This is a genomic window from Streptosporangium sp. NPDC023615 (assembly GCF_040640155.1).
In the GTDB taxonomy this organism is placed as follows: Bacteria; Actinomycetota; Actinomycetes; order Streptosporangiales; family Streptosporangiaceae; genus Streptosporangium.
The window spans coordinates 1-11951 of the sequence record NZ_JBFABE010000057.1 but is presented as its reverse complement, the minus strand read 5'-3'; the positions used below and the strand labels follow the sequence as shown (position 1 = coordinate 11951).

At 71.7% G+C, this 11951-nt stretch carries 12 protein-coding genes; 7 read left to right on the top strand and 5 right to left on the bottom strand.

Translation table 11 applies throughout. The annotated features are described in order from the left end of the window. Positions 1–140: 140 nt before the first annotated feature. The 4 genes from AB0G16_RS29520 to AB0G16_RS29505 all read left to right on the top strand — a co-directional run bounded on the left by AB0G16_RS29520 (position 141) and on the right by AB0G16_RS29505 (position 3689). Entirely contained in the window at positions 141–2054 is a 1914-nt protein-coding gene (locus AB0G16_RS29520; protein ID WP_362812037.1) for an ABC transporter ATP-binding protein, read from the top strand. Between the two features lie 71 nt (positions 2055–2125). Continuing rightward, a complete protein-coding gene (locus tag AB0G16_RS29515) occupies positions 2126–2614 on the top strand; it encodes a hypothetical protein (protein ID WP_362812034.1) in 489 nt (162 codons plus the stop codon). Next, a complete protein-coding gene (locus tag AB0G16_RS29510) occupies positions 2595–2903 on the top strand; it encodes a transcriptional regulator (protein ID WP_362812031.1) in 309 nt (102 codons plus the stop codon). The genes AB0G16_RS29515 and AB0G16_RS29510 overlap by 20 nt, the downstream gene beginning before the upstream one ends. Positions 2904–2981: 78 nt before the next feature. After that, positions 2982–3689: a hypothetical protein gene (locus tag AB0G16_RS29505; RefSeq protein ID WP_362812028.1), complete on the top strand. Its 708-nt coding sequence runs from the start codon at positions 2982–2984 to the stop codon at positions 3687–3689. Positions 3690–3886: 197 nt separating this feature from the next. Here the strand turns inward: AB0G16_RS29505 and AB0G16_RS29500 are convergent, their stop codons facing one another. Further along, positions 3887–5281 carry an alpha/beta fold hydrolase gene (locus AB0G16_RS29500; RefSeq protein WP_362812025.1) on the bottom strand — a complete coding sequence of 465 codons (1395 nt, stop codon included), beginning with the start codon at positions 5279–5281 and terminating at the stop codon, positions 3887–3889. A gap of 82 nt (positions 5282–5363) precedes the next feature. Continuing rightward, positions 5364–5768, bottom strand: coding sequence for a DUF4259 domain-containing protein (locus tag AB0G16_RS29495; protein ID WP_362812022.1), 405 nt, complete (start codon positions 5766–5768; stop codon positions 5364–5366). A 240-nt stretch (positions 5769–6008) separates the two neighbouring features. On the opposite strand from AB0G16_RS29495, the gene AB0G16_RS29490 reads away from it, so the two are divergent. Beyond that, entirely contained in the window at positions 6009–6293 is a 285-nt protein-coding gene (locus AB0G16_RS29490; RefSeq protein ID WP_362812019.1) for a hypothetical protein, read from the top strand. 168 nt (positions 6294–6461) lie between these two features. Further along, positions 6462–7277, top strand: coding sequence for an NAD-dependent protein deacetylase (locus AB0G16_RS29485; RefSeq protein WP_362812161.1), 816 nt, complete (start codon positions 6462–6464; stop codon positions 7275–7277). Positions 7278–7355: 78 nt separating this feature from the next. Here the strand turns inward: AB0G16_RS29485 and AB0G16_RS29480 are convergent, their stop codons facing one another. Continuing rightward, positions 7356–8735, bottom strand: coding sequence for a xylan 1,4-beta-xylosidase (locus AB0G16_RS29480; protein WP_362812016.1), 1380 nt, complete (start codon positions 8733–8735; stop codon positions 7356–7358). Positions 8736–9023: 288 nt separating this feature from the next. After that, positions 9024–9737: an HAD hydrolase-like protein gene (locus tag AB0G16_RS29475; RefSeq protein ID WP_362812013.1), complete on the bottom strand. Its 714-nt coding sequence runs from the start codon at positions 9735–9737 to the stop codon at positions 9024–9026. Between the two features lie 347 nt (positions 9738–10084). Here AB0G16_RS29475 and AB0G16_RS29470 point away from each other — a divergent pair, with 347 nt between their 5' ends. After that, entirely contained in the window at positions 10085–10942 is an 858-nt protein-coding gene (locus AB0G16_RS29470) for an SAM-dependent methyltransferase (protein ID WP_362812010.1), read from the top strand. Between the two features lie 160 nt (positions 10943–11102). Here the strand turns inward: AB0G16_RS29470 and AB0G16_RS29465 are convergent. Then, a partial coding sequence (locus AB0G16_RS29465) for a ricin-type beta-trefoil lectin domain protein (protein WP_362812007.1) occupies positions 11103–11951 on the bottom strand: 849 nt, incomplete at its 5' end.

Below are 11951 nucleotides of genomic sequence, written 5' to 3'. Positions count from 1 at the left end.
CGAACACTCCGGACACCCCGGTGCCCCCGGCGGAGGCGGCGGGTCCGGCGGGGGCGACTGCGGGTCCGCCCGCGCCGCCCACCCCGCCCGTACGGCCACCGGCGGGCGGCGGGCCCTTCGGGCGCGGTCCCATGAGCGGGATGGGGATGCCCGCGGAGAAGGCCATGAACTTCGGGGCGTCCAGCCGGCGGATGATGCGGCGGCTGAGCCCGGAGCGCCCGAAACTCCTGCTGGTGATCGCCCTCGCCGTCGTCAGCGTGGTGCTCTCCGTCATCGGCCCCAAGATCCTCGGGTACGCGACCGACCTGATCTTCACCGGCGTGATCGGCCGGCAGCTCCCGGCGGGGACGACCGCCGAGCAGGCCGTCGCCGCGGCCCGCGCGGCGGGCAACGACAACTTCGCCGACCTGCTGGCCCGGATGGACGTCGTCCCGGGCCGGGGCATCGACTTCGGCGCCCTGGGCACGGTCCTGCTCTGGGTGCTGGCGCTGTACGTCGCGGCCTCGCTCTTCGCCTGGCTGCAGGGCTACATCCTCAACGACGTGGTGCAGCGCACCGTCTACCGGCTGCGCGAGGACGCCGAGGAGAAGATCAACCGCCTCCCGCTGCGCTTCTTCGACGGCCAACCGCGCGGTGAGCTGCTCAGCCGGGTCACCAACGACATCGACAACGTCTCGCAGACCCTGCAGCAGACGCTGAGCCAGCTCCTGGTCTCGCTGCTGACCGTGGTCGGCGTGCTGGCGATGATGTTCGTCATCTCGCCGCTGCTCGCCCTGATCGCCCTGGTGACCATCCCGATCTCCATGGTCGTCACCGGGATGATCGCCAAGCGCTCGCAGCGGCACTTCGTCGCGCAGTGGGCCCACACCGGCACCCTGAACGCCCACATCGAGGAGGCGTTCACCGGCCACGAGCTGGTGAAGGTCTTCGGCCGCCGCCCCGAGGTGGAGGAGGTGTTCCGGCAGCGCAACGAGGAGCTGTACAAGGCCAGCTTCGGCGCGCAGTTCGTCTCCGGGATCATCATGCCGATGATGATGTTCATCGGGAACCTCAACTACGTCGCGATCGCGGTCGTCGGCGGCCTGCGGGTCGCCACCGGGTCGATGAGCCTGGGCGACGTGCAGGCGTTCATCCAGTACTCGCGGCAGTTCACCCAGCCGCTGACCCAGGTCGCCTCGATGGCCAACCTGCTGCAGTCCGGGGTCGCCTCGGCCGAGCGGGTCTTCGAGCTGCTCGACGCCGCCGAGCAGGACCCGGACCCGGCCGACCCGGTCCCGCCCACCGTCAGGCAGGGCCGCGTCGAGTTCGAGCGGGTCTCCTTCAGCTACGACCCGGAGCGGCCCCTCATCGAGGACCTGTCGCTGGTGGCCGAGCCCGGGCACACGGTCGCGATCGTCGGCCCCACCGGGGCGGGCAAGACCACCCTGGTCAACCTCGTCATGCGCTTCTACGAGCTGGACGCGGGCAGGATCACCCTCGACGGCGTCGACATCACCGCCATGCGCCGCCAGGACCTGCGCTCGCACATCGGCATGGTGCTCCAGGACACCTGGCTGTTCGGCGGGACCATCCGCGAGAACATCGCCTACGGCAACCCGCGGGCGACCGAGGAGCAGATCCTCGCCGCCGCGCGGGCCACGTTCGTCGACCGGTTCGTCCGGACGCTCCCCGACGGCTACGACACCGTGATCGACGAGGAGGGCGGCAACGTCAGCGCCGGGGAGAAGCAGCTGCTGACCATCGCCCGCGCCTTCCTCGCCGACCCGTCGCTGCTCATCCTCGACGAGGCGACCAGCTCGGTCGACACCCGCACCGAGGTGCTGGTGCAGCACGCGATGGCCGCGCTGCGGTCGGACCGGACCAGCTTCGTCATCGCGCACCGGCTCTCCACCATCCGCGACGCCGACCTCATCCTGGTGATGGAGGAGGGCAGAATCGTCGAGCACGGCACCCACGAGGAGCTGCTCGCCACCCGGGGCGCCTACCACCGCCTGTACTCGGCGCAGTTCAGCGGTGCCCTCGTCGAGGCCGGGGAGGAACTCGTCGATAGCTGAGGACGGGCCGGGCGGGGCGATCCGGGAGAAGGTACTTTCCATGACGGAAAGCTCGATGTATGCTTTCCGTCATGGAAAGCAGCCGATCCAACGTGGAGACCCCCGGCCCGGCCGCCGCCCGCGCGGCCCTGGACAGCGTCGCTGAGATGCGCGCCCATACGGCGGAGCGCATCACCAGCCCGTGGTGGTACCACGCCGGGCTCGGGGTGGCGATGGCCGGCGCCTGTATCTCCATCAGCATGCGCTGGGCGTCCTACGGGGTGCCGCTGTTCCTCATCCTCGTGCCGTTCGCGCTCACCGCGGCGCTCAAGCGGTCGACCGGGTTGTCCATCGACCGCTACACGTCCACCCCCGGGGCCCGATCGGCCTACGGGCTCTACATGCTGCCCGTTCTGGTCGTGGTGGGGTTCGCGATGTACCTGGAGTGGGGGGCCGGGGTGTACGGGGCCGTGGCGGTGGCCGGGGTGCTGATCGGCGTCTTCACCGTCGTCATGGGCTACCGCATGGACGAGGCCCTGCGGGCGGATGTGCGAGCGGGCCGTGACCGCCCCGGTCTTTGACGAGATCATCCACGCCCCCAACCGCTTGCAGATCTGCGCGATGCTCTCGGCGGTGGAGTCGGCGGAGTTCTCGGTGCTCCGCGAGTCCCTCGACGTCAGCGACTCGGTGCTGAGCAAGCACCTCAAGGTCCTGCAGACGGCGGGGTACGTGGAGGTGACCAAGACGTCGGGCAAGGCCGCGAGAAGCACCTGGGTCGCGCTCACCTCCGAGGGCCGACGGGCCCTGGCCGGGCACCTGGCCGAGCTCCACCGCCTCAGCGATCTGGCGAACGTCACCGGCGGCGAATGACCGCCGGGGAGGGCGACCGCCACATCACGCCGTTCGACGCACGGACAGTGAACCTATTCGTTCACTGATTATCTCCAAGTGCCCCGGACCACGGTGTGCGGTGTGATCCGCACGCCGCACGACACGACGCAGACGTACATCCCCGAGCAGGCACCCCCCGGCCGGCCGTCCGCCAGGACCGTGACCGGATCGAGGACCGGTGCCGACGCGGGAACGGGGGCGGAAGCCGCGGCCGTCGCCGCCCCCACCGCTGCGCCCGTCGACGCACCCGGGTCCTTCGGGAACGGGCGGGGCAGGGGACCGGCGTTGTTCATGGTCGTCCCGGCGACCCTGCTCACCCTGCTGGTGATCACGGTCATCAGCGTCACCACGCCCGAACTCGACGTGGCGCTCGGCCGCGCGGGCACGCCCGGTGTCGCGGCCGTCCGGTCCTGCACGCACGCCGACGAGCAGGGGTTCCCCAAGCGGGGGCACCACGAGTGCCGGGCGCGCTTCGTGTTCGACGACCCGTCGAGGGAGCCGATCGTCGTCGGCACCATCCCGGACGTGGAGGTGGGCGAGGTCTTCCCCGCCGCGCTGCCCCCGGGGGGGGACCGGGTGCTGCCCACCGGGGAGCGCGGCATGTGGCGGGCCGTCCTGCTGTACGACACGATCCCGTTCGCGCTGTCCCTCGTCGCGTTCCTCAGCGCCCTCGCCACCGGCTCCAGGAGGATGACCGTCTGGGCGGGCGTGCTGGCGGCCCCCTTCTGCGTGCTGCTGGTCCTGGGGAAGATCCTCGGCACGTGACGGTCGCGGGGAGCCTCCCCCGAACGTGAGCGGCGGCCCCGGACGGGGCGCCCCTCACCTGGTCGACACATCCTTTTCGCGACGTTCCTCCGCCGATCGGCACATCCTCCCCGCGATGTTCCTCCGCCGGTCGGCACGTCCTCCCTGCGGCGCCCCTCACCCGATCGGCGCGTCGTCCCCGCGGTGGCGGCACGCGGTCAGCACGTCGTCCCCGCGGCGGGCAGCACGCGGTCGGTCAGGTAGCGGTCGATGTGGCCGCGCGCGCAGACGTTGTTCATGTAGAGCGTGTGTCCCGGTCCCTCGTGCCGGACGACGGTGCTCCCCGGCACCTGGGCCACCACCCGCTGGACGGCGTCCGACTCGTCCCAGGCGCCCGCGCCGAGGAGCGGCGGCAGCCCCTTGGGCAGCGGGGCCGGCGGATTGGTGACCGGGACCGGCCAGCCGATGCAGCCGAGGGTCCCGGTCGCCAGCGTGTTGGCCGTGCCCGCGTCGGGTGCGGCACGGCGCAGCCGGGCGATCGTGGCGTCGAGCTCGGCCCGGTTCGCGGGACGGGGCCAGTCCAGGCACTCGGTGACGCCGGTCGACAGGTCGGGGTAGCGGCCGCCGCGCTCGGGGAGGAAGCCGGAGGCGTCGCCGGCGAGCGCCCCGCGGATGTCCCTGGCCAGCTCCGGCCACGCCGCGTCGCCGTCCCGGGCCGCGCTGATCGCGAAGGCCCGCAGGTCGCGGCCGTCGTAGGCGATGCCGGCCCGCTTGACGGGGATCGGCCGGCGGTCGGCCCCGGCGACCAGCCCGCGCCACCGGGCGCGCAGGTCACGGCATCCGCCCTTGGTCGCGCACCAGTCGAAGAAGCGGCGAAGGGCCCTGTCGTTGCTCCTGGCCATCTTCTCCATCTCGGCGCCCCAGTCGGCGGTGCTGTGGTTCCAGGTGCCGTCGAGGACCATCGTGCGCACCTTGCCGGGGAAGAGCCTGGCGTAGTCCTGCCCGTAGAAGCCGGCGTAGGAGGCCCCGTAGTAGTTGAGGCCGGCGCTCCCGAGCGCCTTCCTGATCGCCTCCATGTCCCTGGCGTTGTCGGCGGAGCTCATGTTCGCGAAGAACTCCGGGTCCTTGTTCCGGCAGGCCTCGGCGTAGCCGCGGTTGGTGTCGGAGAGCCGCCCGAAGCCGGCGTCGTCCCGGGGGAACTCCGGCAGCGGGACGCGGGTCCAGGTGCACGGCAGGCCGGTGCTCAGGCCGCCGAACTGCTCGCCGTAGCCCCGGGTGTCCCAGGTGACGACGTCCATGCGCCTGCGCAGCCCGGACCACTGGTCCACGGAACGGGTGATCGCGATCCCCGGCCCGCCCGGCCCTCCGTAGGCGACCAGGGCGGAGCCCTCGGAGACGCCGGTGGCCTTCAGCCGGCCCAGCTTCAGCGTGATCCGGCGGCCGTCGGGCTTGCTCCAGTCGACCGGGACGCGCAGGTCGGCGCATTCCATCCCGATCGTGTCCTTCGGGCAGGGGCTCCAGTCCAGGGGTTCGGCCTGCCGTGCCTGCGCGCCCGGCCCCGGCAGGCTCAGGGGACCCAGCAGGCTCAGGGCGACCGCGATCGACGTCATCATGGGGCCACGATCTCCGAACGGCCCCGTCGCCCGCGTCGGCCCGTGGTCTGGTTCCCCGGACGGCGGATCATCCCGGGGTATGTCATCCCGAGACGAGGATGTTCCGCAGGCGCAGGACGCCCGTCCTCCACAGGTCGCCGGCCCCCTCCGCCGCCCACAGGTTCATCATCTCCGAGGGCTCCGCGACGACCCGGTCGAGCGCCTGGACGGCGAGACCTCCCAGCTCGGCGGGGAGCGCCGGCAGGGGTTTCTTGGGGCCGTACGGCGACAGCACGGCCTCGCCGCCGGGACGCTGCGCGGCGACCAGCGCGGCCGCGGCGAGGGCCTCGGCGGCGTCGTCGGAGTCGAGGAAGTCATCGGTGCCGGCCGCGCGCGCGAGCGCCTCGCGGATGATCCCCTCCCGCTCCTCGTCGGCGGCCTTGTCCAGCCTGCCGGAGAAGTCGGCCGCCGTGTCGTTGTCGAAGGGGCCGAGGTCCCAGGTGCCCATGATGTCTCCAGGTCGTCGTGGCGTGATATTCGGACATCGTGGCAGGACGTACCGACAGACCGGGCACCGGCTCCGCCCTCCGACCCGTCACGGCCGCGCGCACCCCCGGACTCCTCCTCCGGGACCCGGGGCGGATCCATCGCGCACCTGGCCGACGCGCGCGCCCTGGCCGCGCAGTCACGGATCTCCGCCGTACGCGACAGCCGGGTACGGGCGGCCCTGGCCGTCTGGCGATCCTGCATGGAGAGAAGCGGGCTGCGCCACCCCGATCCGGTCATCCTCCAGGCGGATCCCGCGTTGAACCCCAGGGCGGGCACCCCGGTCAGCGACGAGGCCAGGCGCGTGGCCGGCACCGACGCGGCCTGCCGCAAGGAGGTCAACCTCGTCGGCGTCTACAAGACCGTGCGCTTCGCCTACGAGGAACGCCTGCTGGCGGCGAACAGGGAGAAGCTGGAGGCCGCCAGGCCGATCCTCAGGGCGCGGGTCGCCAAGGCCGAGGCCGTCATCGCCGGCGCCACCCGATGAGGCTCTACCCGTGAGGTGCCCCCGATGAGGCGTCACCCGTGAGGCCGCGCCGCCCACGCGCCGTCGTCCGGGCCTGATCCTCACCGGGTTCCGGGACGCCGGTGCCGACCGGTCCGTACGGTGAGGCAGCATGGAAGGGTGAGCGACGGTACGAACATACTGGCGAGAATGGCGGCCGCGGGCGGCGTCGTGGTGCTGAGCGGCGCCGGGTTGTCGACGGAGTCGGGGATTCCGGACTACCGCGGGCCGAGCGGCGCCCTGAGGCGGCACACCCCGATGACGTACCAGGCGTTCACCTCGGGCGTGACGGCCAGGCGGCGCTACTGGGCCCGCAGCCACGTCGGGTGGCGGGCCATGGCCGAGGCGCGGCCGAACAGCGGCCACCGGGCCGTCGCCCACCTCCAGCGGCGGGGCCTGGTGACCGGCGTCGTGACCCAGAACGTCGACGGCCTGCACCAGGCGGGCGGCGCCCGGGACGTCGTCGAGCTGCACGGCAGCCTGCACCGCGTGATCTGCCTGGACTGCGGCGCCCTGAGCTCCCGGGAGGAGCTCGACGCCCGGCTGACCCGGGCGAATCCCGCGTTCGCCGCCCGGGCCGTCGCGGTCAACCCCGACGGCGACGCCGAGCTGCGCGACGAGGAGATCGACGGGTTCGAGGTGGTCGGATGCCGCGCCTGTGAGGGGGGCGTCCTCAAGCCCGACGTCGTCTTCTTCGGGGAGAGCGTCCCGGCCGGCCGGGTGAGCGACTGCTTCGCCCTGGTGGAGGGGGCGCGCCTGCTGCTGGTCCTGGGGTCGTCGCTGACGGTCATGTCCGGCCGCCGGTTCGTCCTGCGTGCCGCGAAGCTCGGCATCCCCGTGGCGATCGTCAACCAGGGACCGACCCGGGGGGACGATCACGCGACGCTCACCGTCGACGCCCCCCTGGGCGAGATCCTTTCCGAGGTGGCCGCCCTCGTCGACGCCCGGACCGCGGCCACCCGCTGACCCGCGGCCCCCGGCCCCCGGCCCCCGGCCCCCGGCCCCCGGGAGGATCGCCGATCACCCCGCCCGGTCACGCGCCGATCAGCGACCGCTCCACTTGATCTCGTACGGCTGGAGGGTGAAGTCCTTGCCGTCCACGGTCGTGGTGACCTGCGCCGTGGTGGTGTTGACCATCACCATCTGCTGGGGCTGGGCCAGCACCCGCACCCCGGGGGCGGAGGAGGTGACCTCCTCCAGCTCGGCTCCGGCCGGGAACCACCTGGTGAAGTCGGCCATCAACCGGCCGGTCGGCTGCTCGGCCCCGGTCCGCGGGTCCCACATGCAGGGCGGGCAGGCGCCCTGCTTGACCTGCGGGTTCCAGTACAGCGCCGTGGCGGCGCCGCTCTCGGCGAACTCGATCATCGAGGCGGCCTGGACGGCGAGCCGCATGGGCTCGGGCCACACGGTCTTGTCCTCGGGGACGAAGTACCACTCCGACCACCAGACGGGCAGGTCGGTCTTCTCGCGCAGCCAGGTGGTGACCGCGCTGAACTTGCCCAGCGCGCCGAACGCGTCGGGCAGCAGCTCGTGGGCGTCGGTCACCGAGGCGCCGTCCACCACGACGAAGTCGGCGCCCCTCTTGTTCTTGAACCAGTACTCGAAGGCGTCCAGGGCGTTCTGGTTGACGACCCCCCACGGGCCCCGCAGCTCGGAGTTCCCGGTCCTGTTGCTGTCGAAGCCGAGGTAGGGGCCGCCGACCTGCGCGTCGGGCCTGGCCGCCTTCACCGCGTCGTAGACCTTGTTGTACATCTCGGTGTAGCCCTTGTAGTCCGCCGGCTTGGAGTGGTCCTTCCAGAAGCCCTTGAACTCGTTCCAGACCATGAAGTACTTGACGTCGCGGTACCTGGTGGCGACGGCCGCCGACAGCCTGGCGAAGTCGCCGAAGTGCTTCGGGTAGGGGGCGTCCTCCAGGTGCTCGGCCCAGCCCGCGTCCGAGGTCGGCCCCTCGGGCCCGCCCTTCATCCAGTCGGGGGCGCAGCACAGCGTGATGACCTGCGTCCCGCCGGAGCGCTTCATGAGGTTCGTCCGGCTGTCGAGGTCCTCCCAGTAGAACTCCCGCGGGCGGGGCTGGGGGTTGAGCGCGCCGAACCCCATGATGTGCTGGTTCTGCACCATCGGGGTCTGGGCCAGCCTCTGGGCCACGGTCTGCTCGAACTCCGGGGTGACGTTGTTGGCGCTGACCCCCGTGTGGGTGAGCCCCCAGCGGGGCCACGCCGGGTCGACCTCCGGGGGCTCCTGGATGTTCGCGGTGGGCACGGCCGGCGCCACGTCGGCGGGCTTGCGCTCGGCCGGGGCCGCCCGGTCCGCGTTCTCCCCCGACGAGCAGCCCGCCATGACCAATGCCACGGCGATCGTCCCCGCGCCGGAGACGATCCTCCGGCCGGGACGCCGCCACATCGATCCCCAACCACCCGATGCCACCTGAACCTCACCCGATCCTCGCCGTCGTCGTGCCCTGAGGGTTCCATGAGCCGTGTAAGGAAGGCGTACAGGAGCACGGTTCACAGGCAAGCGTTATGCGGGCTCGTCACCTGCTCCTGGACACCCCGCCCCGGGCGCGGGGCGGCGGGGCCCCGCCTTTCCGGCGTCCCCGCCGCAGCCGGTCAGGCCGGCCCGCGGTGGCGGCACCGGTCCCGCCCGCGCGGGTGTCACACCTTGGGGAAGCCGGAGGTGTCGAGGAAGTTCGCACCGGTCCCGCCCGCGCGGGTGTCACGCCGGCGTCTCCGCGCCGAGGACGGCCCGTACGACCGCCTCGGTGTCGGAGAGGTCCTCCAGCACCAGTTCCGGGCCGGCCGCGCCGAGGACGGCGGCGTCGACGAAGCCGGTCGCGACCGCGATCACCCGCGCCCCGCCCTCGTGACCGGCGCGCACGTCGTTGGGCGTGTCCCCCACCAGCACGGTGTCGCGCGCGCCGAAGGGCCGGCCGTACCTGCTCGCGGCGCGCTCCTGCGCGAGTGCCACCAGCGCGGCCCGGTCCTCGTGGTCGGTGCCGTACGCGCCCACCTCGAAGTCCACGAAACCCTCCAGCCCGAAGACCGTGAGCTTGCCGACCGAGACCGGCCGCGTGTTGCCGGTCAGCACCGACTGCACCACGTCCGGACGCCGCCCCAGGGCCGCGAGCACCTCGCGCGCGCCCGCCAGAGCACGGCCGCGCTCCCGCATGACGGCCTCGCGTACGACGAACGCCTCGGCGAGGGCGGCGTAGAAGGAGTCGAGGAGCCCGTCCGACACCTCGGCGTCGTGCCTTCGCAGGATCTCGGTGACGATCGCCCGCTCGGTCCGCCCGGCCACGTCCACGGCGTGCTCCATCCGCCGTCCGGTGACGGCGCGCAGCGCGTGGTCGTAGGTGTCGGCGGTGACCCCGCCGGCGTCGATCAGCGTGTGGTCGATGTCCCACAGGACGAGGGTGCCGGGAGCGCTCACCGCCCGAGCATAACGAGCCGGGCCGCCGGCCGGGCGGTGCCCGGCGATCACTCCCGGGACGGCCACGGCTCTCTCGCGTCTCCGGCGACGAACCGGAAAAGCTTCTCCGGCGGACGCCGGACAACGAAAATAATATCGGCAGGATCCCGCACCCCGTGGACGCGCGACGCGATGGAGCCACAAAAGACGACCGGCCCTTCCCTTCCCGATCGGAATGCCCTTTCGAGAACGGCGGTATTCGAGCGACGTCCGTGAGCGATCGACCGATCGGCGGCAGGCTACAGTGGGATGACGTTCAATTCCGTACGGACGTCACGTCGATACGGACATCTCTTCGAGGAGCACCGGTGGTCGATCCCGTCAACCGATTGAACACGCGGGCGGCCGGCGCCGACGCGTTCGGCACACGAATCGACCCGACGATTCCCAGCCCGGCACGCATATACGACTACCTTTTAGGTGGCAAGGACCACTTCGCCGCCGACCGCGAGGCGGCGGAACACCTCGTCAGGCTCTCCCCCGGCACGCGGGAGGGGGTGCGCGCCCATCGGGCGTTCCTCGGCCGGGCCGTACGCCACCTCGCCGACGACGCCGAGATGACCCAGTTCCTGGACATCGGCACCGGCATCCCCACGCAGGGGAACACCCACGAGATCGCCCAGCGGGTCAATCCAGCCGCTCGCGTGGCGTACGTGGACAACGACCCCATCGTCCTGGCGCACGGGCGCGCCCTTCTCGCGAGCAGCGAGGAGGGCATGACCACGGTCATCGAGGCCGACCTGCGGGATCCGGACCGGATCCTGTCGCATCCGGAGGTCACCGGGGTCATCGACTTCACCCGGCCGGTGGCGCTCGTCCTGGTCGGCGTCCTGCATTTCATCACCGACGAGGAAAACCCCTACGAGCTGGTCGAGCGGTACAAGGCGGCCGTTCCCTCGGGCAGCCGGATATTGCTGTCGCACATCACGCTCGACTTCGCGCCGCAGGTGCGGGAAAAGGAATTCACCAAGCCCTACGAAAAGGGTTCGGCACCGATGGTCCCGCGAAGTCACGCGCAGGTGGAGAAATTCTTCCAGGGCTGGACGATGGTCCCTCCCGGGCTCGTCGAGGTGGTGACGTGGCGGCCGGACATGGACGAATACCAGGAGCCGATTCCCGGCGGTGGCCACGCGTGGGCCTACGGCGGCCTGGCCGTGAAGCCGTAGGACCGCACGGTCCCGCGGGCGGCCGTGTCGAACGGCCGCCCGCGTCCACGACGTCGAAAGGACCGTCGCCGCGATCCGGGCGGATCGCGGCGACGGTGCGGGCGCATGACGGCCTGACCACCCCGGCCGTCAGGCCGTCACGGACGATGCGGCGGTGGGACTATCGGGTGACGTTCCACTTCTGGTTGTTGCCGCCCGAGCAGGAGTAGAGCTGGAGCCGGGTGCCGTTGGCGGTTCCGGTGCCCACGGCATCCAGGCACAGGCCCGACTGCACGCCGACGATGCTGCCGTCGGAGTTCAGGCGCCACTTCTGGTTGTTGCCGCCCGAGCAGGAGTAGATCTGAATCCTGGCACCGTTGGCGGTGCCGGCGGCGTCGAGACACTTGTTGCCGTAGACCCGCAGCTCCTGCGCGGAGGTGGAGGCCCACTGCTGGTTGGCGTTGGTGTGGCAGTCCCACAGCTGTAGCTGGGTGCCGTCGGCGGTGGCGGCGTTGGGCACGTCCAGGCAGCGGCCGGAGGCGACGCCCCTGATCTGTCCGCCACCACCCGGGGTGGGCGTCACGGTGGGGGTGACGGTGGGGGTGGGGCTGGGGCCGGGGCCCGCGGCGTTGAGGGCGTTGAGGACCGCGGTGTAGGCGGGCTTCTTGTTGCCGTTGCCGTCGAACAGCAGCGCGGTGGTGTTGGCTCCCAGCCAGGAGTCGCTGTCGCGCACCCCCCAGACGGTGATGCCGTTGCAGCGGGGGACGGCCAGGCAGTCGTTGACCACGTTGGCGTAGGTGGTGGCCGAGCCGCCCACGATGTCGAGTTCGGTGATCTGCACGTCCACGCCCAGGGCGGCGAAGCTCTGGATGGTGGTGCGGTAGTTGCTGTTGTAGGGGCTGTTGTTGTTGAAGTGCGACTGCAGGCCCACGCAGTCGATGGGCACGCCGCGGGCCTTGAAGTCGCGGACCATGTTGTAGACGGCCTGGGTCTTGGCCCAGTTCCAGTTGTCGATGTTGTAGTCGTTGTA

What these genes read in the sequence shown, in the direction of transcription:
- AB0G16_RS29490 (WP_362812019.1), top strand. Translation starts at nt 6,009, where the DNA reads ATGGAGAGAAGCGGGCTGCGCCACCCCGATCCGGTCATCCTCCAGGCG.
- AB0G16_RS29520 (WP_362812037.1), top strand. Translation starts at nt 141, where the DNA reads ATGGGGATGCCCGCGGAGAAGGCCATGAACTTCGGGGCGTCCAGCCGG.
- AB0G16_RS29495 (WP_362812022.1), bottom strand. Translation starts at nt 5,768, where the DNA reads ATGGGCACCTGGGACCTCGGCCCCTTCGACAACGACACGGCGGCCGAC.
- AB0G16_RS29500 (WP_362812025.1), bottom strand. Translation starts at nt 5,281, where the DNA reads ATGATGACGTCGATCGCGGTCGCCCTGAGCCTGCTGGGTCCCCTGAGC.
- AB0G16_RS29515 (WP_362812034.1), top strand. Translation starts at nt 2,126, where the DNA reads ATGGAAAGCAGCCGATCCAACGTGGAGACCCCCGGCCCGGCCGCCGCC.
- AB0G16_RS29485 (WP_362812161.1), top strand. Translation starts at nt 6,462, where the DNA reads ATGGCGGCCGCGGGCGGCGTCGTGGTGCTGAGCGGCGCCGGGTTGTCG.